Genomic DNA, 26776 nt, shown 5'->3' with positions numbered 1-26776 from the left:
GATGCTAAGCGACTTCAGTGTGATAAGCCACGTAGCGGCCGCCCTGACCTTCGGGATGCTAGCAGTGCTTGTGGTGACGCGTTACACCCGGCGAGACATCGACCGGGCCCTGTTTCTCGCGGCGATCGTGACCACCCTCTGGTCTACGGCGCTGATCGTTCAGAGTTTCTGGGGCTTCCCGAGCTTCTTCATCCGCTATCTCCTGGAACTCCTGAGATACAGCGCCTGGATTCTTCTCCTGTTCGCAATGCTCAGGAACTCGTTCCGCCAAGGCAGCCTGACCGGCCAGCTTAAAAAAATACTGGGTGTTTCGACGGTTGTCCTGCTGGTGCTTCTGGTGGGCTTCGGGATGCTGGAGTACGTGTTTGGCCTCTCCATCCTGAGCGGTAAGACCAGACTCCTGGGCCAGATTGCGTTGTCGTTGCTTGGGCTGTCCCTGGTCGAACAGATCTGGCGGAACTCTCCAGGATTCGGCCGATCCAGTATGAAATACCTGTGCATCGGCGTTGCCACCCTGTTCGCTTTTGACTTCTTCATGTATGCCGATGCGCTGTTATTTGGCCAGGTATCCGATTCGTTCTGGAATGCTCGTGGGTTTGTGAATGCCTTACTGGTTCCTCTGTTCGCGATCAACGTCATAAACACCCGCAAACAACCGGTCGACTTTCAGCTTTCCCGATCCGCGGTTTTTCACGCCGGCACCCTGGTGTTCGCTGGCGGCTACCTGCTTTGCCTGGCGGTAGGTGGCTATTATGTCCGGGTACTCGGAGGCGACTGGGGCGACGCGCTGCAGGTACTGTTCTTCACCATTTCTCTGGCGTTCCTGGCCACCCTGGTTCTCTCCCGTCGGATTCGGGCCAAGTTGATGGTGCGAATCAGCAAGAACTTTTTCGACTACAAATACGACTACCGCGAAGAATGGCTAAAAATGACCCGAGAACTGGCCAATCTCAGCGATGATCCCCCTCTACCGGAGCGAGTGACGAGGATTCTCGCCGGCCTGGTCGAAAGCAACTCCGGGGCAATCTGGTTAAAAGATGATCGGGGGAGCTTCACCCTGAAAGCGTCGGTCAACACGCCGATTGGCAAATACACCGACATCGAATCGAATTCCGATTTGGTTCGTCTGTTTAACCATCGGGACTGGATCGTGAACCTGCAGGAATACCGCGCCGATCCCGTGGCCTATGATCTGCTCGAAATTCCCGAGGCGATCGCCAACATACCCGACGCCTGGCTGGTGATTCCGCTCTACCTCGACAACGAGCTCTACGGTATTGCGATGGTCGGTGCACCTTACGCGCAGGTCGAGCTGAACTGGGAAAACTTCGACCTGGTAAAAGTCGTCGCCCGGCAGACCTGCAACCTCCTCGCCCAGGCGGATGCCCAGCATCGGCTGTCACGGGCCATGCAGTTCGAAGCCGTCAGCAAAGCCTCGGCATTTATGATTCACGACCTCAAGACCGTCATTTCTCAATTGTCTCTTCTGGTCAAGAATGCCCCCAAGCATCGACATAACCCGGCCTTTATAGACGATATGATCGACACTACCGACCACGCGGTCAGGAAGATGTCGAACCTGGTCGGCCATATGCGCCGGCCCTCCCCTGAGGATGAGGGAGAACAGGAGCCACTGGACCTGACCAGCCTGGTGGTCAGCCTGTTGGAGCACTACAGTCTGACTCCGCCCAGGCCCCGCCTGGAAGGCAAGACGCCTCAGGCGGTGGTGTTGGCCGATGAGGAACAGCTGCGCAGCGTTTTGGGCCACCTCATCCAAAACGCCAAGGACGCCACGCCACCGGAAGGCGAAATCACCCTGTCCTTAAAAATAGCCCGAGGCAATGTGGTGCTGTTTATTCACGACTCCGGATGTGGAATGACCGAAGAATTTATTAACTGTCAGCTGTTTAAGCCATTCGAAAGTACCAAGGGGCTGACTGGAATGGGCATAGGCGCTTTTCAGGCGCGGGAGTATGTGCAGAAGCTGGGTGGCAGTATCGACGTTACCAGCGAACCGGGCGTCGGCTCTTGCTTCTCGGTTCGGATTCCGTTGGCCGAGGCGCAAACCAAACCAGCTCCGCAATCCCAAGTGCTCACCGAAACCATGCCGGTACCGCCCAGGAAAAACGCCAATTAGTAGGCGTTTCGCATTAACATTTGGACTTTACGTTGCAAAGCGTCAATGTTCAGTTAAAAATTAAGCACAGGATGCCAACGGAATAAGGCGTCGCTATTTTCACAGGGTAGATAAACAAGGGAATTGTTTCTGGCGTGACTAGACGACTCTTAATCGTAGAGGATGATCCAGGCTTGCAGAGCCAAATGCGCTGGTGTTTCAGCGAGGAGCTGGATATCACGGTCGCCTCCGACCGGGAGTCGGCGCTGGCGGCACTGCGTCGCTCGGAACCCGATGTGGTAACCCTCGATCTTGGGCTCCCCCCCGATCCGGGCGGGGCCACCGCAGGCTTCGCATTGCTCGAAGAGATTTTGCGCCTGGCTCCGATGACCAAAGTCATCGTTGTAACCGGTCGCGAAGACAAGGAAAACGCAGTCAAAGCGATTGGCATGGGCGCCTGCGATTTTTACCAGAAGCCCCTGGATGCCGACATTCTTACCTTTGTGGTTCACCGAGCGTTTCGGCTTGCTGAACTTGAACGAGAAAACCAGGATCTGACCAGTCATCGCAATGGCACCAACATCAAGGGCATTGTGGCCGCCAGTCCTCAAATGCTCGCCATTTGTCGCACTCTTGAAAAAGTCGCTCCCACCGACGTCACCACACTGATCACCGGCGAGACCGGGACTGGCAAAGAACTGCTGGCACGCGCCATTCATGACCTGAGCCAGCGTGGACAAAAGCCTTTCGCTGCTATCAACTGTGCCGCCATTCCCGAAAACCTGCTTGAAAGCGAACTGTTCGGGTTTGAAAAGGGCTCCTTCACCGGCGCCACGCATTCCAAGAAAGGCAAAATCGAGAGCGCTAACGGTGGCACCCTTTTCTTGGACGAAATTGGCGACATGCCGATGGCGCTTCAGGCCAAGCTCCTGCGGTTCCTCCAGGAGCGCCTGGTTGACCGGGTTGGTTCTGTGCAGCCGATTCCTGTGGACGTGCGGGTGGTTTGTGCCACACACCGGGACGTCAAATCGCTGATCGACAGCGGGGATTTCCGCGAAGACCTGTATTACAGAATCAGCGAAATCACCCTGGAAGTCCCTGCCGTTCGGGAGCGCGAGGGCGATGCAGCGGTAATTGCCCAGTCTTTGCTAAAAAGTCTGGGCAAACAAATGGAGCGCCCGGGCCTTTGCTTCTCGGAGGACGCCGTAGATGCCATCAACAGCTATGCCTGGCCCGGCAACGTTCGCGAGATGATCAACAAGATCAAACGGGCCACCATTATGGCGGATGGCAAGCGGGTGACCGCCGAAGATCTGGAACTGCCGAGCGAACATACCGCCCAGGATCATCAGCTCAATTTAAGACAGGTACGTGAAAACGCGGAACGTCATGCGATCGTACAGGCGCTGCGCACCTGCAATTTCAATATTGCACAGACATCGCGCCTACTCGGCGTCACTCGCCCCACCCTGTACAACCTGACCGACAAATACCGGATCGAAACCTCGGCCGAGCCGGCGAAAACCTGAACATCTGGACGTTTATAATAAGACCCCAAAAGGACCAGGGCCATGAAATCAGCGGTATCAGTACGCACCTTCCTTCTCCCGTTCATCGTGACGCTGGCGCTTGCCGGATGTAGCGGTGAAGACAAGGACATGAGCCAGAAAGACATTCAGTACCGGAGCCATCTGGACCAATCCCGATTTTATCAGCGACAGGGTGAACTCAAGGCCAGCACCCAGGAAGCCCGAAGCGCCATTGAACTGCAGCCTAACAATATCGAGCCGTACTTTCTCATTATTGACAACCTGCTCACGGCGGGTGATGCGGTTAATGCGGAGCGACAGGTCAAACGCTTGATGGAGACCGCTTCCGGTCAGGAGCACGACTCCTCCGTCACCAACCGCGCCCATCTGATCCTTGCGGAAGCAAAGCTTCGGCAAGCCAAATACGACGAGGCGCTGGCCGCACTGGACAAACTGTCGCAGCTTTCAGAGTCGGTTGAAACCAAAGCTATTTTGCTACGGGGTCATGTACATCTGGCTGCCGGCAAACCCGAACTGGCTCGGTCGGCGTATGCGCAAGCAAACTCTACCGCCTCCGGCTCGGTTGAAGCGCTGATTGGCCTTTCCAAGATCGCTCTTGCGCAAGGGGATCAGAGCGCTGCCCGACAACATATTGCAAAAGCAGAAGAGCTGAATCGCGACAACGCGGAATTATGGCTGTGGAAGGCCCAGCTCGCTCACGCCGATGAGGATTGGGAAAAAGCGGAAGACGCCTACATCCGAGCTTTAGAGGATATTGGGCAGTACGATGTCATGACTGCACAGAAATACACCACCATCTCGGCGCTGATCTATGTATTGCGAGCCCAAAGCAAGTTCTCTGAAGCGTTCGTGTATGAAGAAATTCTTGCCAAATCTCCCCCCGGAAAAATTCGCAGCAACCTGATCGCGGCAGAAGAAGCCTTGCGAAATAAAGATCTGGCCAAGGCAGAGCGCTATCTGAATGAAATCCTGGCCCAGGTTCCACAACACGAGCAGACCGTTCTAATGCTCGGTTTGGTTCGTTTTCGTCAAGGTCGCCCCGAGGAAGCACACCAGTTACTTGAGCCCATTGCCCGCATGGGCGACTCAGATATTGCCAGCAAGATGCTGGCCGCCACCCTGCTCCAAATGGGAAATCCGCAAGGGGCGCAATCGACCTTGGCGGAACTGGAAAACGGCGATTCCGATCCCGAAATTCTTACCCTTGTAGCCATCGCTGCGTTGGAAAATGGCGATGCAGAAACCGGTGAAGCGCTGATGGAGAAGGCGCTCAGCATCAATCCGGACAATCATGAGCTCCGCCTGCGTTACGCAGGCTATCTCAGCCAACGCGGCGAACATCAAAGGGCCATTACTCAGGCAGGTCATGTCAGGCAGCACGCACCGAAACTCGATCAGGCCCGCCAGGTGTTAATCCAGGTTTACGCTCGAGCTGACGACATGACAGCGGCCGTTGAAGCTGCGGAGCGCTGGGTCAAGGACGATGTCGACAGCATCCAGGCCAGGCTCACTCGGGGCAATCTCGCCCTAACGGCGGGAGAACCTGATCAGGCCCGGCAGTACTTTCTGACCGCACAACGCAAGGCTCCAGAAGCCGTTGAGCCGATAGTAGCATTAGGTCAGCTCGCCCTGATCCAGAATGACCAAGCCGAGGCGCTACGACAGTTCCAGGCGGGGGTCCGGCTCGCTCCAGACAACGCAGCGGCGTTGCAAGGGCTGCTTTCCGTGCAGGAGCGGGAAGACACTGAGAAGTTCATGAGATCCGTTCTCGAAGACCATCCAGATGCCACGGGACCACGCCTTATACTTTTGGAAATAGCCCTTCTCGAAAACAACACGGACGTGGCCGATCAGTTGACGGCCTCGTTACTCGAACGGTCCGACGAAACGACGCCCGCACCGGCTTCCGAACTGGTGGCAGGCGTGTATGGCAATGCTACGTCGAACCTGCGTAATAACGGTAAAACTGACAATGCCGACACTGTGCTCAAGCGAGCACAGGTGCTGTTTCCTGACCATGAGCGCATCAGCCTTTTAGCCGCCAGGCAGGCTTTGGATGCGGGCAACACCGAGGCTGCAACGACCCTGCTCGACGAGACCAAGAAGCAGCACCCCCTGTCACCGGGCCCCTACCTCCTGGAGGCTGCATTTCATGAGCGTGAAGCAGACTATGAACAAGCCGCACAAAGCTTCCGGGAGGCTCTCGCAAAAAAAACCAATGCTGAGATCATTACCGGCTATGTCAGAAATCTGCAGCGCTCTGGAAAATCGGAGGAGGCTCTCACCTTCCTGGAGAAGGAACTTCAGGCAACGCCGAACAACCTCCAGCTACGCCTGAACCTGGCTTTACTCCAGCAGTCCAGTGGCCAAGAACAACGCGCTCAGGCCAATTACGAAACCTTGCTCGCTGCCATGCCCGACAATACCGTGGTGTTAAACAATCTGGCATGGCTTTACCACAAGGCGGGTGATGAACGGGCGGTGGAGCTGGCCGAGCGCGCCTACGAGCTCAGCCCCGACAACGCCGCCATTGCCGATACCTATGGCTGGATCATGCTTAAGGCCGGTAACCATCGGGCGAGCGTTCCCGTACTCGAAAAGGCCCACGAACTTCAGCCCGATTCAGAAGAAATCGCCAGGCATCTGGCCGAAGCCTACCGCATAGTGGGCATGAACTCGGCTGCGCAACGCATTCTGGAGAAGTTTGGTGTTCAGGGTTAGTAAGCGATGAGCGCCCTCACCCATTCGTCAGCGCAATTCCGATGGATAGTGCTGGTACCCATACTGTTGCTGGGCCTGTGGGCCGAGTGGCAGGACTTCTTCACCCTCTGGTATGACTCGATCATCTACACCCACGGTTACCTGGTTCTGGCCGGTGTATTGTTCCTTCTCTATGAGAGGCGGCACGCGCTACGAAGTCTGACGGTTACAGGCTCCCCCGTTGCACTGCTTTTGCTTGCTGGAGCCAGTGTTACGTTGCTCATCGCTCAGGCAGCGGATATTCGGGTCGTCCGGTTGTTGTTGACCCCTGTGCTGATCGTGCTGTGGGGCTGGTCTATTTGGGGCCGTGGTTTTTTGGAGACAGCGGCTGGGCCGGTTTTACTGCTGGTTTTCGCGGTACCCATCTGGGACGACTTCTCTCCGTTACTTCAGCACATCACGGTGTTTTTCAATACGCTGTTTTTACAACTCGCTGACATTAAAGCCACGATCAACGAATTTCTCATCGTTCTTGACGTGGGCGCCTTTCTGGTCGAGAACGGTTGCAGTGGCGTTCGGTACCTCATGGTGGCACTGTTTTTAGGCGCGTTTTACGGTCAACTGTATTACCGCTTAATCCGATCAAAGATCCTGCTGGTGCTTGCCGCCGGGCTTCTGTCAATGCTGGCTAACTGGATAAGAGTTTTTGGCATCATTGCTGCGGGCCACTACACCAACATGGAAACGTCCCTGGTCAAAGATCACGAACTGTTTGGCTGGGTCATTTTTGTTATTTTTACCTTAATTCCACTGTTCTTTTTGTCATCAAAGCTTGAGGCCAAGCTCGGCTCCGAATCTACTAAGCCGTCCGAGGCGGGAAAGCCCTCTTCTGTGAGGTCTGGTCGGAAGTCCCTGGCTTGGCCTGCTGCTGCGTCCGTGCTGGTCATCTGGCCAGCGCTGGTGCCGCTTGCCCTGCAGGCAAAAACCGAAGCAATTGCCAAGGCTTGGAATCCTGAGCTGGTAAAAGAGGTGCCAGAGTGGCGAGGCCCACTAAAACACGCCAACTTCTGGAGCCCCCAGTTCACTAATCCCGATGTTGATCTTGGTGGCGTCTATGTGTCGAGAGACCTGGAACAGGTACAGCTCCAGATCACGGGATATAGAAATCAGTCTCAGGACAAGGAGTTAATTTTCTATAAAAATCGCTTGTTCGATGACTCGGAGTGGCAACTGGTTTCAGTAACGGAGCGCGCCTTTTCCACTACCCACCCGATTCGACCTACCCAGGTAGCTGAGACGGTGATTCGGACGCCGGAAGACGATTCGCGGGTCATCATTTGGTCGTGGTACGACGTTGGCGGACACCTGACAGCCTCAAGGCTTGAGGCAAAGCTCGCCGGAGCATTAAAGAAAATTACCGGGGACAGCCGGGGCGCACTTTGGGCATTGGCCGGTCGCTGTGTGGACGGCTCGAGTACCGGATGTGAACAGCAACGCGCGGCCTTCGCTCGTTTTCTTAATCAGACGGTTAATTAGCTTAGTGTGTCGAAGCTATCGTCTTCTTTTCCAGGTCGTTCTTTCCCGAGAAGTCGTTGATCAAGGCAGTTACCACCCGCTGGTCTCGCTCGACTTGCTTGGCAAGGTAATTCGGTAGCAGGCCAGCCTGCAATTGGTGCCAGGTTTTACGTTTAGCCCGGGTAGTGAACATATCGTTCAAATACAGACGACCTTTCGTCGTGAGCGACGCCGAATTGCATTGGTGATGCTCCAAATCGGAGACCGCCTGAACCATCATCTGTACGCCCAATCTCACCACTTTCTCATACAAGGTATTCGGATTGTCCTCGGCACTGATCGTTGGCCGGCCCTGATAGACAACATCACCGTCGTCTACTCCCTCTGAAACGAAATGCACCGTCGCACCCACGCACTCAGGCTCACCGTTGTGAATGGCCCAGTCCGTTGTGAATAGCCCGCGGTAAAATTGAGACAGGCCTCCGTGAAGGTTCAAGACACCGTGCGTCGGAATGGATAGAAGCTCGGCTTTCATGATCGATGCGCCACACACCGCGATAACATCAGGGCGAAGATTCTGCATCCACTTTCGATATTCCGGAGCGTTTATAGCGTTCACGCCCTCCGTGTGCAGCACTTCAACACCCTCTCCAACTCTAAGGCGTCGCCCTTCATCGCCAAAATCCAGAGCGTTCTCAGGGCGGTTATAAGCCTGGCGTGGTTCAAGGAAAGTGCGGTCCAGCACATCCAGACTCTTCTGAATAAAGATTCCTGGGCTGGCCAGATACTTGCCGGCTTTTTTAACCAACGATGAACGATCTCTTTCAGGCGTCTGATTCTCTACAACTACCCCAACCACGTTCAAGAACTTCATCAACTGATTAGCAAAAAATACATCCGACTTATCCGGACTGACCACGACCAGTGTGCGCACTGAGCTCACCTCCCTATGACTGTATTTTCCAAACCATGTTTCTTCTAGCCGGTTCTGATTACCCGTTTGATAAGTGGAATGAGTGAATATTCCAACCAATACAGTGCCCGCACCTTTGCGCTGTCACCAAAAACCTCGACCGAACAGAACTCTCGATAGTTGGTCGTCCAGTTACTCAGATACCAGTAGTCGTCGGCACAGGTGTAGTACTGTGTGTACCCGCCTTGCTCGAACAGGCTTCGCAGCGCGGAATACTCCAGTACCGAGCCAGGCGACAAGGCCTTGAATGCCTGATCATAATCGGCGCGGATAGGGTAAACGACCTCGTCGTGCACCAGATGGAGCTCAAAAGCCACGGGTTTGCCTCCGGACCTTGCAACCCAAGCGTTCAGCGCACCGGACGTGCCGAAGGCCTCCACCAGATTCAAAAGAAAACGACGACTCTTCAGGTTACTTCTGAGATCATTTTTGACAGCGGATTTCCAGCTATGGGCGGAGACAGCAACCAAGTCATCGATGAGGGGCTGATCAACATGAACAAGCTTTTCGCACCCTATTGAAAAGTCACCAGCCTTCTTTAAGCGGTTAAGTTTGTTGTTGAGGCTTTTTTTCAGGCTTCTCGGCCTTGAACGATAAAAATCGTCCCAGCTTTGATCTATCTCCACCACTGGAGTCCGGATGCTAGGCTTTTCCCCTACCCTCGCATGGCCGTTTCTCGAGCGGTCCATGAGAAAACGTTCAAGATTGTCGTTGGCACCAATTTTGAAGAACAGTGCTATCTCATTGCTCGCGACATGAGTTAACGCCAGGAGCGCCTCTTCTACCTCTGATGGCGTCAGTGACGTATCAATGACAACAGATGAATACGGACTATGGCCGTTTGCCGCAAGCTTAAGCATTGTCACTGAGATACCCCGGAAACGCTCCCGGGAACGGACTAAGGGCGCCACTCCCACCAAGATATTGTTTTTATACAGGCACCTGAACTCCATTTTCAGGTTATCTGAAAAAGCGTTCCACCAGGATCGCAACCAGCTATGGGTAAGAGGGAGCGGAGCCGGGCTCAATGTTCCGATGAGGGCATCCCATTGGGGCTGAATTCGATCAAACTCCTCCTCATTTCTGACAACGAATAAGTCCACAGTCTTTGTTTTTCCTGTCGGTGACCGGCTAGAGTCCGGGCCTACTCAGGCAGCGGAGAGTTTGTGCTTAACTTTGCGCAGTTGATCAAGTAGATCGATAGCCCGGCGCTTGATCCAGAAATCAAGCAGGGGTTGATTCAGCCAGTCTTTCAGGCTGTTCTGCAGCCAGAAGTAATTGACCGAAACGTTTCGACCCTCCGCCTCTATGAAGTGCCAGGTACCGGCAGGGATAAACAACGCCTGCCCCTCCTCCAACCAACCCGACAAACCTTTCGCCTGATTCAGCTTGGGAAAGCTCTTCACATCGGGGTTCTGACAATCAATCCGGCTGTCGACCACTCTGTTTTCCAACAGGGCCTTGAGACTGAACGGGCTGTAGGGATACATGCAATCACTCTGATCGGGGGAAAACAGAATAAATCGCTTTCTACCCTCCAGCATCATGAGCAAGCTGTGGGTTTCGTCGTAATGCAGCAGCGATTTATTGCCCCCGGGACCGATGTAAAGGTTTGAAACACGAAACCCTGATTCGGGGATAAATGAAGGCAGTGCCACGGAGAACTCGGAAGGAAGGTCACCGGAAACGCCCTGGCCTTTCAATGGTTCAAGCGCGTACCCGTTGTGGGTCGTCTCCATGATGTGGTCAAAATCTGCCATCGGAATACGCTCGAACCCAAGATAATGATAAATCCCATCCTCAGACTTGCGCTGTATCCGAATTGATTTGAGGGCTTGCCGAAAGAATTCGTAGTTCCAGGGGCGGGTAAACGGCAACATCTCCCTGATCCCATCCAGAAGAACAGGCTGCCGGCGCTGAATAAAGGGCGCGAGACCTTCTTTTTCCACTGGGAAAGTGATGGTTTGAATCGCATCAGAGCCAGCCAGATCAAACAGATTCATACGAGTTCCCTTTTCTATGACTTACTTCGCCGATGCCTTCCGGGCACCTTCACATTCTGCTTGGGCGCATTACTGAGTTTAGGAAATCCAACCACAAACTCAAGGCGACACCCCTCTAAATAAAAGCCGGCTTTTGTACAAAACAAAGGGTGTTAAAACGAACAGCCTGTTCCGGTCGAAACGGCTCGGGCACGGGTTCTCATAAAGCATTAAATGGGAGCCGCAAGCGATTCCCAAAAAAAATAGAAGCTGCTATCTTTAATTTAGGCGATGGAGCAGTAAGTGGCCCGGACTTTTAAGCCTAATTCCTTCCTGGAATAAAGGTTTATTTGTTTATCCCCCCTTTGCCGTTAGCTGGTTTGTTTGCTGAACAGGATGTTTTGCTATGACCGCGAGCTGTATCCCGGATTCCATAATTTCCCGATTTATCGACATTGCTCAAGAAAATTCCGATCGCATTGCACTGAAATGGAACGACAACGGAATCTGGAATCAGCTGACCTATGCGGAATTGCTGGAACAGGCTCGGCACACGGCACTCACACTGCAACGGTATGGCATATCTGAGGGATGTTCCGTTGTATTACCTGCTGAACGCCACCCCAAACTTTGCGCCCAATTGCTTGGCATTCTCTGGTGCGGCGCCCATTACGTATTTATCGACCCGGAGTATCCACCTGAGCGACAGGCACTGATTGCTAATGCGGTCTCGGCGAAGTTTGGTCTTAGAGGCTTAAAAGCGCTAAAAGTTGAAGATCCAGGTATATCGTGGATTGACACCCCTGCGCCGACGGAAGCCGTATCGGATGTATCTGCGAACGGAGTTCTTCCGGAAACCGCCGCTTATATCATGTTCACATCCGGCTCGACCGGCTCGCCAAAAGGCGTGGTCGTTCCTCACCGGGCAATTTTGCGGTTGGTCACCGGCACTGATTTCATTTCAATCTCAAACAACGAAACGTTTCTACAACTATCCGCTCTTGGATTTGATGCATCCACATTGGAAATATGGGCGCCCTTATTGAACGGGGGTATCTGCGTACTTCACCCTGAGTCCAGTGCAATAACACTGGAAGGCATTGCGGACGTTATTGAATCACAAGGGGTGTCGACACTTTGGCTAACCTCTTCTCTCTTCAATACATTTATCTCCGAAAAACCAGAAGCATTAAAGCCGGTAAAGCAGCTGCTCACCGGTGGCGAAGCGCTATCGGTTCCGCATATACGGAAAGCCCTGGACGTTTTGCCCGATACCTTACTTTTTAACGGCTACGGTCCTACTGAAAACACCACATTTTCCACGGTTTACCCAATACCGAAGGTGCTTCCAGATAACCTGACAAGGATACCTATTGGATACCCGATAAAAGGTACCCAATGCGCTTTAATCGATGAACATCTCAATGTGCTTACCGAGCCAAATTCATACGGAGAACTCATTGTTTTTGGGGAAGGACTTGCACTTGGCTACCTGAACAATCCGGACCTCACGCAAGAAAAATTCGTCAAGATCAAAACAGATGAAGGAGAGGCTCTCACCGGATACAGAACAGGGGATCTCGCAACACAGATTCAGGAAGGCCTCTACGATTACCTGGGTAGAATCGACAAACAGGTAAAAATTGACGGCCATCGGATCGAACTCGGAGAGATCGAGTGCCATTTAAACGACCTGGATTACGTCGCGGAAGCCCGGGTGGTGCTGAAGATCGGGCCACAAGGTCAGAAACGGCTGGCGGCGTATCTGGTTCCAAATTCTGCGTTGGATATTCCATCGATTAGAGCCGCACTCAAATCCAGGGTGCCCTCCTATATGATTCCGCACTTCATAATCGAGGTTGCCGACTTACCGAAGACTCAAAATGGCAAACTGGACGAGTCTCGTTTACCGGATCCCTATCGCAGAGCCAACTCCGCCGACGCCCACCCATTAAAAGAAAACACCAAACAGATCGTCGCCAATGCTTGGGTGACAGTGCTTAACCGACGGGTCGGCGACAACGAAAACTTCATGGATGCAGGCGGAACCTCACTTGAAGCACTTAAGCTGGCGAAAGTATTAGAGCGGGAGTTTGAAGCAGAGCTCAGTGCTACTTTCGTATTCGAATACCCGACTATCGCGAAGCAAACCCAGTATTTTAACGCTAGTGAAGACGTAACCGGTCCCGGTGAAGGCCAACGCAAGTTCGACCAAGATCACCATGAATTTGCGATTATTGGCATTTCCTGCCGGTTCCCCGGTGCAGATAACCTTGATGAGTTTTGGGATAACCTGTTGTCCGGTAAAGAAACCGTCAGTTTCTTTACCGATGCAGAACTCAGCACTGAAGTTCCTCCAGAGCAACGATCAAATCCTGCCTACGTCAAGGCCAAGGGTATCGTCCAAGGATTCGACCAGTTTGACGCCGCATTCTTCGGAATTTCCCCGGCCGAAGCCAGAGTGATGGACCCTCAGCAGCGAATTCTGCTCGAATTAAGCTGGCATGCCCTGGAAGATGCCAGTATCCCGCCCGGCGACGACGTTTATCGCACAGGCGTGTTCGCTGGCATGAACTGGGCACGCTACTACCAGCAATATGTCCTTCCCAACAAAGAATTGGTGGAGGGTTACGGAGCGCTGAATTGCGGTCTGGCCAATGAACCCGACCTGTTAAGCACTCGCATTTCCTACAAGCTGAATCTCAAGGGCCCAAGTATCAATGTCTTTACCGCGTGCTCTACGGGCCTTGTTGCCGTCGCCCAAGCCTGTGAAGCGATCGAAAACGGACAATGCGAACAAGCCCTTGCAGCCGGCGTTTCAATCTCTACACCGGTTCGGCGCGGTTATCTGTACCAGGAAGGCAGCATGCTTTCGAAAGATGGGCATTGCAGACCCTTTGATGAGAGCGCTTCCGGGACCACTTTTAATGACGGCGCCGCCGCGGTCGTCATCAAACGCCGCGATTTGGCTGAGAAGGATGGCGACAACATTTATGCGGTCATTAAGGGCTATGCAGTCAATAATGATGGCGAACAGAAAGCGAGCTTTACTGCCCCCAGTGTCGCGGGTCAGGTTGCCGTCTACAAAGCTGCTCTTGATCGGGCCGACGTGCAACCATCCTCTATTGGGTTTATCGAGACCCATGGAACTGCAACTCCTCTTGGGGACCCCATCGAGGTGCTCTCCCTCAAACGGTGTTACCACCAGGGCGAGACCTCAGAGAAAACCTGTGCCATCGGTTCCGTAAAATCGAACATTGGCCACGCCATTCACGCGGCCGGCCTGGCCAGCCTCATCAAAACCACGATGGCGGTTAAAGAAAATAAAATTCCCCCCACGCTCTTTTTCAAGGCCCCCAACCCGAAACTGGAGTTGAACAAATCCCACTTTCATGTGAATACAACGGTCGAGGGCTGGAGACTGCCCTCTCCCCGCAGGGCCGCAGTGACCTCTCTGGGGGTTGGTGGAACCAACGCCCATATAATTCTGGAGGAATACACGCCAAACCGGCCGCTGGAACAACCCTCCGGCCCAATCCCGATGGCAGGCACGCCCCGCTGCTTCCCTATCTTGATCTCGGCCAAGAACAAAGCATCCCTTGAACAGCAAGTTGCTCAATACAGGGAGTATCTAAGCAGGAAGACGGGCAACGGCCTTTCGGACATCTCCTACAGCTCAATATTCGGCCGCAAACACTTTGAGCACAGAACCATAGTTTTTGCCTCAGATAGCCAGGAAGCGATTAAAAATCTCGACTCTGGGGCATGGTCAGCCAAAGGAAAGGCAGTAGCCAACGAGCAACGGCGCCTGGGTTTCATGTTCTCTGGCCAGGGCGCACAGGCCAAAGATATGGGGCTATGGCTGTACTCCACTTCGGAATCCTATAAGAAAATCTTTGATCAGGGTTGTGAGGTTGTTCTCAAAACCACCGGCATGGACCTCAAGGAAATCCTATTCACGGCAGGAAATGAAGCCTTTGATGAGCAGAAGGTTAACCAGACTGCCTTCGTGCAGCCTGCGCTGTTCCTTCTGGAATACGGTCTGGCGAAACATCTTTTGTCACTCGGCGTGACCCCTGCGTTCATGATTGGTCACAGCATTGGAGAATTTGCCGCTGCCGCCCTGGCCGGAATTTTCAGCTTCGAAGATGCGGTAAAGCTTGTCGCCCGGCGCGGGGCACTGATGCAGAGCATGCCCCCCGGGAATATGTTGGTCGTTCGAGCCAGTATCGACGAGATCACCCCGTTGGTTGGCGAAGCAGCCGAACTGGCTGCAGTGAATGCGCCCGACATGATTGTACTCTCTGGTAAACCGGAGGCGATTTCCGGGCTCTCCACTAGGCTTTCCGAACATAAAGTCGCTAACACCCTGCTTGCGACCAGTCACGCCTTTCATTCCTCAATGATGGAGCCAATCGTTTCCGAGTTTGAACAGCTCGTTGCAGAAACCGAAAGACAGGCACCGTCTATTCCCATTTTCTCAACAATGACTGGCGAACGCCTCTCAGATGACGAGGCGGTCTCGCCCGCTTATTGGTCACACCAACTACGCAATCCGGTGCGGTTTTCCAGCGCCATTCAGGCAGCCAGCCTCAGCCAGCAAAATGACGGGAATCAAACCAGTTTTGTTGAGGTTGGGCCGGGCAATACGTTGGTGAGCCTTGTGGGCTGCCACAAGGACCCAAAGGGCATGCGCGCATACCCAGCGCTCAAAAACAAGGGTACCGATGAAAAAGCGGAAGAGGATATCTATCGATGTGTTGGTCAGCTATGGGCTGATGGGCATTCCGTCGATTGGGGGCAGTTGTTTGGCAACCTGACGCCAAAAAAAGAACGCCTCCCCGGCTACGCTTTTTCAAAAGACCGGTTTTGGCTCGGTCCCGAGAACATCAAAGACGCCAAGGTCGGCTCGACCAACAGTAGCGCTCTGACTCCACCAGAGCATCCCGTAACACAGGACGTTAGCATGGGCTCAAATCAGCATTCGGAAAAAATTCGCGCGGTCGTTTTAGAGATCATTGAGGATGTAACAGGTTACGACCTGGCAGAAGATGACCCCGCCGCACACTTCAGCGAAGTCGGCCTGGATTCCTTGCTCCTTACCCAGGTGGCAACAGCACTGGAGCGGAAGTTCAAACTGGGGATCACCTTCAGAAATCTGGTTGAAGATTACACGTCACTGGAGCTGATCGCCGACTATATAGCGTCCCAAGTTACGCCGGAAGCCAGTCCGCTGCCGGCAGCCCCCCAATCTGAAACGGTCAGCCAGTTGCCGCAGCCCACACAGGCCCCGGCGGTTGATACGAATTACTTTCGATCCGCGCCTGACAGCGATGGCAGCATCCAGAATATCGTAAATGCCCAGTTGCAGATCATGAGAATGCAACTTCAGGCCCTGGGCGGAAACACGGCGAACTCGGTTCTGACCGAAGATCGAGTGAGCCAATCAGTTAACACCGCGGCTTCCGCGTCCCCGGCGCCAACCACAGCAGCTTCGAACCAAGAGCACATGGAACCCAGCGCACCAGCGCCCGCTCAGACCAGCCACACGCCTGGCACACGAATTGTGCGGGAAAGAACCAGTACTGAACTGACGTCAGCACAGAAAGATTGGGTCGAGCGCCTCATGGTCAGATACCAGGAGAAATTCGCCGGGTCCAAGAAATTCACCCAGAAACACCGTAAACACCTGGCAGACCCCCGTAGCGTGTCTGGTTTCAACCCGGCGTGGAAGGAGGTCATATTCCCTATCGTGACCGTTGAATCCAAAGGATCAAAACTCTGGGATATTGACGGTAATGAGCTCATTGATACCTCTAACGGATTCGGCCCTATCCTGTTTGGCCACTCTCCGGATTTTATAACCAGTGCCGCTAAAGCGCAGATCGATCGTGGCATAGAAACCGGCCCCCAATCACCGCTTGCGGGCGAGGTTGCCGAGTTGTTTTGCGAGATCACTGGCAATGAACGATGCACCTTTGCCTGTACCGGCTCTGAGGCGAATGTTGGCGCCCTGAGAATTGCCAGAACCGTCACTGGCCGCTCCAAAGTAGTTGCATTCGAAGGCTCTTACCACGGCATTCACGATGAAGTTGTCATGCGCGCTGGCAAGGATCATGCGGCACTTCCAGGCGCGCCGGGCATTCCCAAAGAAGCAACCAGCAACATGATTCTTTTGCCTTGGGGTGACCCCAGCAGCCTGGAGCATATTCGCAAACTGGGCGACGAACTGGCTGCGGTACTGGTCGAACCCGTCCAGAGCAGAAAGCCGCAATTTCACAGCCAGGAGTACATCAGCGAGATCCGCAAAATCACCGAGGAGAACGGTGTGGCGTTGATTCTCGATGAGGTCGTCACGGGTTTCCGTGTTGGCCCCGGAGGCATACGCAAGCGCTTTGACATCGACGCAGACTTGCAGACCTACGGCAAGGTTATCGGGGGCGGTTACCCCATTGGCATCATTGCCGGTAAAGCCAAGTATCTCGACGCAATGGATGGTGGTCAGTGGCAGTACGGCGATGAATCCATCCCGGAACAAGGGGTGACTTTCTTTGCCGGAACTTTCGTCAGGCATCCCCTCAGCCTTGCTGTTGCCAAGGCGGTTCTGACTAAAATCAAAAAGGACGGAGCAGAACTCTATCCGGCGCTGGAAAAAAAGACCTCCGAGATGGCGCAGGAAGCGAAGGCTTTTATCAACCAATTGAAGTCGGATGTCAGCTTCGAGGAATTCGCCTCACTGTTCTACATTTCGGTGCCTCAATCGGCCCATTGGGGGCACCTGCTGTTCCTGTCGATGACCCTTGATGGGATACACATTCAGCAGTACCGACCGAACTTCCTTACCACCGAGCATTCCGACGACGACGTTAAACGCATCCTGACAGCGTTCAAGTCGGCTCTGGCAAACCTGGTCGTCCATGGACTTCTGGCCGGTGATCAGGTGGCTGCGAAGAAGTTCCTCAGTGGCGCCATTCCACCGGGCGCAAAGCTGGGCAAAAACGAACATGGCGAACCCGCCTACTTCATCGAAGATCCAAATAATAAAGGCGCTTACATGGAGGTTGGCCGGCCATGACTTCAGCTAACTTTAATCCGTTTGCTGGCGGTGAACTTCTGCGAGTCACACCAACGACCCAGCCGCAAAAAGAGATCATTACGTCGGCGCAACTGAATGACGTTGCCAACACAGCATTTAATGAAGCGGTATCGGTCACATTGTCGGGCCACCTGAACATTGAGCTGCTCAGCGATTGCCTGGACGACCTTATCGAGAAGCACGATATTCTCCGGGCGACTTTTTCCAGAAGCGGGTCCGAGATTTGTCTCCACGAAAAATCACCCTTTGAGCTTGATTTCGAGGACCTCAGCGGCCTGTCTGCAAGCGAGCAAGAGGCCCGTATTCATGAGCTGTGGCAGAACATTGCCATCTCGCCCATGAACCTGGAGGAAGGCCCTTTATTCTTTGCCTGGGTAAAGAAGCTGGACGACATTACCCACGAGCTGATCATTGCAGCACATCACATTATCTGCGATGGCTGGTCTATCGGGTTAATGTTGTCCGAGCTGTCTGAGCTTTATGGCAATCAACGGGCACAGACGGACGATAGTCGTGAAGACATTTCGTTTTTTGATTACGCCGAACTGATTGATTCGAAGGAAATCAGCAACATCGATAACGATTATTGGGTCGAGCAATTCGCCGAGCTTCCACCGAGCCTTGACCTGCCCCTGGACCTGCCCCGGCCAAATTTCCGAACCTTCGAAGCAACGCGTCTGGACTACACGGTTGATTCACAACTCGCCAGGCAGCTACCCAAAATGGCAGCTGGTATGAAAGTCAGCCTGGTGAACACAATACTTGCTGCCTATTTCGTGCTTCTGCATCGCCTCACATCCAACACCGACATTGTCGTGGGTTTGCCGATCGCGGGACAGGCCACACAAAACCGGCCTCGGCAAGTCGGACACATGGTCCACTTGCTTCCAATCAGAATTCAACTCGACGCAGACACCCGTTTCTCTGACCTCTGCGGGACGGTAAAAAAGGAAGTGCTGACTGCCACAGAGCACTCGAACTTCACATTTGGCAAGCTCATTGAGTCCATTAATGTTGACCGCTCCCGGGTGCCGCTGATCAACACCATTTTCAATATTGATCAGCCTTTGGATTCGATTCGTTTTGGCGATGTTTTAGGCAAGGTACGCACCGTGCCCAGGGCAGCGGAAAATTTTGAAATGTTCATCAATATACTGCCCGCAGCTGATAGCCTGACCATTGAGGCAACCTACTCAACAGCGCTATTCCGTGAGGCAACGATCACCTCCTGGCTTCAGGCGCTGGAGAGGATATTGATGTCCTGTGCTACCAATCCAGAGACGCCAATTGCGGACATCCCCCTGGCGGTGGATGAAGCAGACATTATCAAGGTCGCCAATGACACCTCAGAAGAGCTGGTTAACGCCAACGTGGTGGACGCGTTCCGCCAGCATGTGGCGGCCAATCCAGGCGGTGTCGCCTGCGTCTTCGGTGACCGGCAATGGACCTATCAGGAACTCGATAACCAAAGTAACTGCGTGGCCCGTAATCTCGCGAATCAGGGAATCCGCGCGGGCAATACCGTTGCCTTGTGCATCGAGCGTTCAGATGCGGCCCTTGCTGTAATCCTCGGAATTTTCAAACTGGGCGCCATCTACTTGCCTCTGGATCAGGAGCTGCCGGAGGCCAGGCTCAAGTACATGCTTGAGGACTCGGACGCTTCGGCGATTGTCGTCGATAACCTAACGCCGACAGCCATCGTCGAGCTGGATGTGGCAAAACTCAACATCAGTGAAATCAACAGTGAAAGCTCAGCGCCAGGTTCTTCACCGGAATTAGAGTCGGATCTCGACCCGCAACAGACCGCCTATATGATTTATACATCGGGGTCGACGGGAAATCCCAAGGGCGTGCTCATTCCTCACCAAGCGCTCATTAACTTTCTCGAGAGCATGTCCAAGACACCTGGCTGTGGACCAGCCGACAAGCTGTTGGCGGTAACCACCTTTTCGTTTGACATCTCTTTACTGGAGCTACTGCTGCCTCTCACTCGCGGTGCAGCCACCGTCATTGCAGAAAAAAATGCGGTCAAAGACGGCGAAAAACTGCGCCAGCTGATATCAAAGCACCAAATCACCATCATGCAGGCCACTCCCGCCATGTGGCGCATGCTGTTGGATACAGACTGGCGACAAGACGACTCGTCTTTGAAAAAAGGGCTGTGTGGTGGAGAGCCTCTGCCGAGGGATCTTGCTCAGGATCTGTCTGGCACTCTCAGCGAACTCTGGAACATGTACGGCCCCACCGAAACCACCGTTTGGTCAACCTGCCATCGGCTGAGGGCGGCGGACAAAATCATTTCAGTCGGCAAACCGATCAACAATACTCAGGTGCATATACTCGATCGGAAACGAAATCCCTTACCGCTCTCCTGCCCCGGCGAGTTATTTATCGGTGGCAATGGACTGGCCCAGGGCTACCACAAGCGTCCTGAGTTAACGACCGAAAAATACATCGACCATCCAGCTTACGGTCGCTTGTACGCAACGGGCGATCTCGCCAAATGGTGCCCGGATGGCAGCATCCAACATCTTGGCCGGCTAGACGATCAGGTTAAAGTCCGCGGTTATCGGATCGAACTTGGTGATATCGAGGCGGCGCTCAGTGCCTGCCCGGATGTCAGAACCGCATGCACCTACGTCTGGGAGGTCGCCCCCGGAGACGCCCGCATCGTTGGCTGCGTGGTTTCAGATCTGGGATCCGAACCCAATATCGCGGGCATCCGAAAGGAGCTGAGAAAACTACTTCCCAGCTATATGATCCCGCAATACATTCTACCGATTCAGAGCATTCCGCTGAGCCCGAGCGGCAAAGTGGATCGACGTAAGTTACCCAAACCGGAATTGAGAGAATCGAGCATTCTCAAAGCATCCGCTCTCGCCAACGCAACAGAAGAGATGGTTGCTCAATCATGGTCAAAGGTCCTCAACAGCAACTCCCGAATCGTGCGCGAGGACAACTTTTTTAGTCTTGGCGGCCATTCCCTATTAGCCCTCCAAGTCATCCGACAAATCGAGAGCAACACCGGAATCAGACTTGCGCCTGAAGACATCGTCAGCCTCAGTCTCAGTGAAATTGCCGATAAAATTGCGCACAGCAGACCATCCACCAACGAGCATGAGGATTCGCCAGCAGATCTGCCAGCTGCGGCCCAACGTCGGTTGAGTAATGAACAGAATCGTTTAATACTCAGGCAACTCTCGTACCCGGATAATGTCAGCAACAACCTGCCCGCATCCTGGATGTTTGAAGGCGACCTGAACATCGATACTTTTTCCAGAAGCCTGGAGAAAGTCATGGAGCGGCAAACCGCCCTCAGGACGATCATTACGCGGCGCGATGGTGTGTTTCAGCAAGCGACGCTCCCCATCAAGCAAACCCCCGTTCTGGACGTTATTGACCTGACCAGCAGTGAGGACTCGAAAGAGGCGGCATTAAGCCGGGCCAAGGAGCTCGCCTTTAAGCCCTTCAAAGTACTCGATCGGCCGCTGTTCCGCTCTACCCTTTATGTGCTCGATGAATCCAGTTATTACTATGTCTTCGTGCCGCACCAGTTGATTTTCGACGGCTGGTCTTTCGACATCTTTCTGAAAGAACTCGAAGATACCTATCTGGCTCTCAGCGGCACTGAACGTGAGGCCCCCAGCAGGCTCGCATTCCAGTTCAAGGACTATGCCGAGTGGTCAATTGCAAAAGGAACATCTACTGAAGATGTCGACTACCATAAGGCCAGGCTGGCCGATTTGCTAAAACAGGATTCCTCCCCGGGCGAGAAAGAGTCAGAAGTCAGCAATTGTGAGAGAGAGACCCTGTGTTTCTCAGAAACAAACCTGGAATCTATTGTCCAAAGCGCCGGCGAGCTGAACCTCAAGCTGCACGAAATGCTTTTCTGCCTGTTTGCCGAAGCCGCGACAACCTCCTGGAAAACTGACAGCGTTGTCCTGGGAGTTCCAAGTGCAGGACGGCACCGGGCTGATGTCATCAATTTGATTGGTAGTTTCGTCACCACCATTCCTTGCGTGGTGCAGACACCGCCAACTGGCCCCAGAGAACGGGTGACCAGCATGGCGCGCCAGCTTCGAGAGACGTTGGCCCACCAGCAGGTTACCTACGCGGACATCGTCAAAAATTCGCCTGCCGAACAGACCATGTTTCCCCGTTTTATCCAGGCGAGTTTTGCATTCCAGGACGTTCGCAACAGACCAACAACCATTGCAGATTTAACGGTAGAGCAAATCGATGTCCCCAGGCTCCATACCGAGTCCCCGATCGAATTCTGGATTCGGATTCAGCCAGGCGGCTTCATGGCTGTTTTCGATTACGACGGGACACCGGAAGGCCGAGAGATAGTAAAGCGATTGAAGGATAATTTTTCGCAACTGGTGCTGGACGTGGAAAACCTGGTAACGGAAATGCCGATTCAGGCAGAGGTGCCGGACGACTCTTTCGGAAAGAAGCCTTTCTGGAGAAAGCTTTTTGGCTGAATACAAGGACGTCACTTAGAAATGATCGAACCTTTTTTCTTCGATAACGACCAGCTTTTCGGCTGTTATTTTGCGTCGAGTGATGCCGATTCAGACACCGTGGTCGTTGTATGCCCGCCGCTTTTCGATGAGTATCGGCGAACCTACCGCGCCCTGTCGGAATTGTCGGTCGCCATTGCCGAAAGCGGGGTTCATGCCTTCCGCTTTGATTACTACGGTACCGCCGAATCCCAAGGCCTGCTTCAGCAGGCGACAATAGGCCAATGGCTTTCAGATATTGAGAAAGCGATGGATGAGGCCAAGGCAGTTTCAGGTGCAAGCAAAGTGGTTTTGCTGGGTGTCAGATTTGGGGGCACGCTAGCGGCTCAGGTTCGCGACGACAGCGTGAAGACCTATCTCTTATGGGACCCAGTTACTTCCGGCGCTCACTACCAGAGCTGGCTCGACCAAGTAGACGACATTCTCTTTCAGCGTCACAGGAGCGCCGCACAAGACAACAACGTTCCCTTTGAAAATATCGAGTACAAAAATTTTGATCTCCCTGCCGCCCTCGTATCCGGAATGCGGGAACTCAGCATTCCCGCAAGCATTCTGAACGATCCTGACCAATGCTTCACCGTGTCGTCGGATCCGGATTTTTGCGAAACATCCAAGCTGAGCAACTGTGCATACACTGGCCTGACGTATGACTGGCCCTATTACCACGATGGGGTCATCACGCACAAACCTGTACTCAAGGCTCTGCTGGATCGGTTACTTGTATGATTAAGGAAAGAATCTTCACCTACGGGGAACATCAGCACGGACTGGGAATACTTTCAGAGCCCGCAGACACAAGCAGCAGCCCGATTATCGTGATGTTGAACGCCGGGCTCTCTCACCGAGCGGAACCTTACAGGTTGAACGTGCTGCTCGGTCGAAAACTGGCAGAACTTGGGTACATTGGGCTGAGGGTCGATCTGTCGGGTAAAGGAGACTCTCCGGCCCGGGAAAACATGACCAACCGCGAGTCCGTTGCGCTCGATTGGTCATTCATCAAGGCCGCATTGGAAAAGCTTTACGGAGCCAGGCCCATCCTGATTTTTGGGCTTTGCTCAGGCGCAGACAACGGCATCAAAATTTGCGCGGATGACCCGTCAGTGAAAGGGCTCATACTTTTAGACCCTGTATCTCGACAAGATTCTGGATTCACCAAACGAGATCTATACCGAAAACTTACGAATCCCCGTAAGTGGCTGAAAATGCATAACATTTTAAGTCGAAGGCTGGCCAAAAGAGGGGCGCGGGACGACATCGACAGCAGTTCGACCATTAAACTGAGGGATGAGCCTAACGCATCCGATATGGACCTGTGCTTCAACGGACTGATGAAGAAAAATGGTCGCGTACTGGCAGTCTTCACAAGCCAGGCGCTCTACCACTACAACAGTCAGGGTCAGTTTGCGGTGGCAATGGGCATTCCGGGCCTCGACCAAATTGTCGAGGAGGTTTTCTGGCCAAATGCCAAGCACGTCTACCCTATTGAATGGCACCGCAATCAACTCATGGAGACGGTGGAGTCCTGGGCAAAATCGAATCTCTCTCATTTTCTGAGTCTGGATGCGAAATGAGACGGCCCTACGCGATCGGCATGTTCACGCTGCTCTTTATTACCCTCGCTATTGCGAGCGAACTGGATGAAATCGAAACCTTGCTGGGAGATCTGAATCTCAGGCTTGTCGAAGGCATTCAACGAAGTAGCAATATCATGGTCCCCATGCGCGATGGCGTCCGACTTGCCACGAACCTTTACCTGCCGGTGGATGAGAACGAGCGCTATCCTGTCATTTATATTCGAACCACCTACGGCGGATTCCAGTTCCACCGAATCAAGCACTTCGTAAATCACGGTTACGCCGTGATTGTTCAGCATGTTCGTGGTCGGTTTGCCTCAGAGGGCCGGTACGAAAGCCCCTATTGGACAGCGGGCAGGGACGGCTATGACACGATTGACTGGGTCGTTTCGCAACCCTGGTCGAACGGTAAGGTGGGAACGTTTGGCTGTTCCTATCTCGGTGAGAGCCAGATCATACTCGCGGCAGAAAACCACCCCAATCATATTGCGATGATCGCCTCAGGCGCAGGCGGCGCAATCGGTAAGGCCAAGGAACGCTATGGCTATTTCGGGGTTTTTGAAAATGGTGTCTTGAACCTGGCGTCATCACTGGGATGGTTCACGGCCGAGGGCGCCAAGGATGCCAAGATAACCCAGAGGCCCAATGATTATGAGAACCGAGTGCGAACTCATATCGGTCACCTGCCCGTTTCAGAAGTTGCGAAAAAAATAGTGCCCTACGACACCGGATTCGATGACCTCATCAGTCGCCCCCTGACTGATCCGTGGTGGGACCAGCAGGGCTACATTCATCCAAAGGATCAGTTTTCAGTTGCCACTTTGCATATCAACGACTGGTTTGATCAGACTGCCCACAACACGTTCAAGCTTGCAGAACACATGGCGGAAAACGCCATCCATCCACGGGCTAAGTCCCAACATGTGCTGATCGCACCGGGACTCCACTGCACGGCAGGCAAATTAGATAGCGGACCAGTTAAGATCGGTGAGTTGGAATTCACCTACACCAACAAAAATTTTAGCAGGCTGTACATTGACTGGTTTGATTACTGGCTAAAGGATAAAGACAAGGATTTGCCGCCTCGATACGAGTATTTTTTAATTCACTCCGAGCAGTGGCACGCCTCTGGCGATTGGCCTCCCCCAACAACACAACAGCGACGTTTTTACCTGTTACCCAATCAGCATCTTGGTGATCAGAGCGAAGCTAATAGATCTAACGCCGCGCATGACGTGCCTTCCGATCAATTCGTTTATGACCCACTCAATCCAGTACCAACGGCTGGTGGCCCGATTTGTTGCACCTATCGTCAGGAGGACCGACCGGGGCCTCTCGACCAAACCGCACTGAAATCCCGCCAGGATGTACTGGTCTATACCAGTAACCCACTTGACCAGGATCTGGATGTCGTCGGTAACGCCAGGGTTGTTTTGTTTGTCTCAACGAGTGCGAAGGACACTGACTTTACCGTCAAGATGGTGGATCAATACCCAGACGGTAAGGCTTACAACCTACAGGATGGTGTCGTTCGATTGCGTTATAGAAATGGGATTGCGAGACCGAGCGACGTCGAACCGGGCCGAATCTACCGGATCGAACTGGAAATGAGGCCCATCGCCTACCGCTTTAAACAAGGCCATAAAGTTGAGTTACATATCTCAAGCAGCAATTTCCCCCGCCTGGCACGAAACCTCAATACAGGTAACCACGAGTACAACGACAGCACCGTTGTTATAGCCACGAACCAGGTATACCTGGATGAAGACAGCTCGTCTTACGTTGAGCTCCCTGTGATGACTTCACATCAAGCCTCTTCAAAAGGGAAGCAAAGTGAATCAAGCCCTCAAAAAAAGAATCATTAACAGCCTCGAACTTCTGCCCTACGGTCATGATCTTTACCTTCATTTGGCTCGAAAGCGACTGGGCATTACCTACCGGGGCATCTTTGATTCCTTCGATCAGGCCCAGGCCTCAGCGGCACGCCAGCTACCCAACCAATACGACGTCATCAACGAAAACAAGGGAGACCATCTGGAACAGGAACTTCCAGCCATCGACAAACGAATGCTGGACATCGACTACCCATTGCTGTTTTGGTTATCTCAGCTGATGAAACCATCGCAAACAATTTGGGAGCTGGGGGGAAGCCTCGGGCAGAGTTTTTACAGCTTCGAGCATTATTTTCGGTATCCGGACGACCTGAAGTGGGTGATTGAGGAATTGCCTGCCGCAGTAAAGGGAGGGGAGAAAATCGCTGCCCAAAGGGGCGAACAACGCCTGGCGTTCGTGGAAAGTGACCCAGCAAGTCAGCCCAGCGAAGCGGATATTTTCCTCACAGCAGGAACACTCCAGTACATGGAGCCCAATGTAACCGACATGCTTGATAACTTTAGCGGCTTACCGACGCATGTCTTGATCCACAACCTTCCAGCCCACCCGAGCGAAAGTTTTTGGACCCTGCAGTACCTCGAAGTGTGTGAAGTGCCCTACAAAATTCACTCGATAAGCGCTTTAATCGCCGCCATGAAGGAAAAGGGCTACGAGCTGATAGATCAGTGGAAGAACCCCCGCCAGATCGATATCCCCTATCACCCCGACAAAAAGGTTGAAGGTTATTGTGGCTTCTATTTCCGAAACAGTTCATGTTGCTGAACGACAATTCCAACTTCGTAGTTGGTCGCTGGCAATTACTCTTTTCGTGCCCGTTGACCAAACCAACCATGGAACCTATGTTTTCTTGACCG

General features: G+C 53.4%; 13 protein-coding genes. 10 read left to right on the top strand and 3 right to left on the bottom strand.

Annotated elements, in window-relative coordinates:
- The first annotated feature begins 1 nt into the window (after window position 1).
- The 4 genes from prsK to xrtA all read left to right on the top strand — a co-directional run bounded on the left by prsK (window position 2) and on the right by xrtA (window position 7902).
- Window positions 2–2137 (top strand): XrtA/PEP-CTERM system histidine kinase PrsK, encoded by a 2136-nt coding sequence (gene prsK, locus FGO67_RS10535; protein WP_203300654.1) that lies wholly within the window; start codon window positions 2–4, stop codon window positions 2135–2137.
- 134 nt (window positions 2138–2271) lie between these two features.
- A complete protein-coding gene (prsR, locus tag FGO67_RS10530; RefSeq protein ID WP_203300653.1) occupies window positions 2272–3645 on the top strand; it encodes a PEP-CTERM-box response regulator transcription factor in 1374 nt (457 codons plus the stop codon).
- 42 nt (window positions 3646–3687) lie between these two features.
- Window positions 3688–6387 (top strand): tetratricopeptide repeat protein, encoded by a 2700-nt coding sequence (locus FGO67_RS10525; protein WP_203300652.1) that lies wholly within the window; start codon window positions 3688–3690, stop codon window positions 6385–6387.
- Window positions 6388–6393: 6 nt separating this feature from the next.
- Entirely contained in the window at window positions 6394–7902 is a 1509-nt protein-coding gene (gene xrtA / locus FGO67_RS10520; protein WP_203300651.1) for an exosortase A, read from the top strand.
- A 1-nt stretch (window position 7903) separates the two neighbouring features.
- Here the strand turns inward: xrtA and FGO67_RS10515 are convergent, their stop codons facing one another.
- Genes FGO67_RS10515 through FGO67_RS10505 form a run of 3 tightly spaced genes read right to left on the bottom strand, consistent with a single transcriptional unit; the run spans window position 7904 to window position 10857 of the window.
- Window positions 7904–8815 carry a formyl transferase gene (locus FGO67_RS10515; RefSeq protein WP_203300650.1) on the bottom strand — a complete coding sequence of 304 codons (912 nt, stop codon included), beginning with the start codon at window positions 8813–8815 and terminating at the stop codon, window positions 7904–7906.
- Window positions 8816–8859: 44 nt separating this feature from the next.
- A complete protein-coding gene (locus FGO67_RS17280) occupies window positions 8860–9957 on the bottom strand; it encodes a GNAT family N-acetyltransferase (RefSeq protein ID WP_203300649.1) in 1098 nt (365 codons plus the stop codon).
- A gap of 45 nt (window positions 9958–10002) precedes the next feature.
- Entirely contained in the window at window positions 10003–10857 is an 855-nt protein-coding gene (locus FGO67_RS10505) for a cupin-like domain-containing protein (RefSeq protein ID WP_203300648.1), read from the bottom strand.
- Window positions 10858–11242: 385 nt separating this feature from the next.
- Here FGO67_RS10505 and FGO67_RS10500 point away from each other — a divergent pair, with 385 nt between their 5' ends.
- The 6 genes from FGO67_RS10500 to FGO67_RS10475 are packed head-to-tail and all read left to right on the top strand — an operon-like array spanning window position 11243 to window position 26684.
- Window positions 11243–17911 carry a polyketide synthase gene (locus FGO67_RS10500; RefSeq protein WP_203300647.1) on the top strand — a complete coding sequence of 2223 codons (6669 nt, stop codon included), beginning with the start codon at window positions 11243–11245 and terminating at the stop codon, window positions 17909–17911.
- Window positions 17908–22416 carry a non-ribosomal peptide synthetase gene (locus tag FGO67_RS10495; RefSeq protein ID WP_203300646.1) on the top strand — a complete coding sequence of 1503 codons (4509 nt, stop codon included), beginning with the start codon at window positions 17908–17910 and terminating at the stop codon, window positions 22414–22416. Before FGO67_RS10500 ends, FGO67_RS10495 begins: the two co-directional genes overlap by 4 nt.
- A 21-nt stretch (window positions 22417–22437) precedes the next feature.
- A complete protein-coding gene (locus FGO67_RS10490) occupies window positions 22438–23181 on the top strand; it encodes an alpha/beta hydrolase family protein (RefSeq protein ID WP_203300645.1) in 744 nt (247 codons plus the stop codon).
- The gene (locus tag FGO67_RS10485) at window positions 23178–24026 is read left to right on the top strand and encodes an alpha/beta hydrolase family protein (protein ID WP_203300644.1); all 849 of its coding nucleotides are present in this window, start codon (window positions 23178–23180) and stop codon (window positions 24024–24026) included. The genes FGO67_RS10490 and FGO67_RS10485 overlap by 4 nt, the downstream gene beginning before the upstream one ends.
- Entirely contained in the window at window positions 24023–25894 is a 1872-nt protein-coding gene (locus FGO67_RS10480) for a CocE/NonD family hydrolase (protein WP_203300643.1), read from the top strand. Before FGO67_RS10485 ends, FGO67_RS10480 begins: the two co-directional genes overlap by 4 nt.
- Complete coding sequence (locus FGO67_RS10475) at window positions 25863–26684, top strand: methyltransferase, TIGR04325 family (RefSeq protein WP_203300642.1); 822 nt, start codon at window positions 25863–25865, stop codon at window positions 26682–26684. Before FGO67_RS10480 ends, FGO67_RS10475 begins: the two co-directional genes overlap by 32 nt.
- Window positions 26685–26776 lie beyond the last annotated feature (92 nt).

Source organism: Marinobacter sediminum (assembly GCF_016820575.1).
GTDB lineage: Bacteria > Pseudomonadota > Gammaproteobacteria > Pseudomonadales > Oleiphilaceae > Marinobacter > Marinobacter sediminum.
The sequence above is the reverse complement of the archived record's forward strand: the minus strand, read 5'-3'. Positions and strand labels throughout refer to the sequence as shown.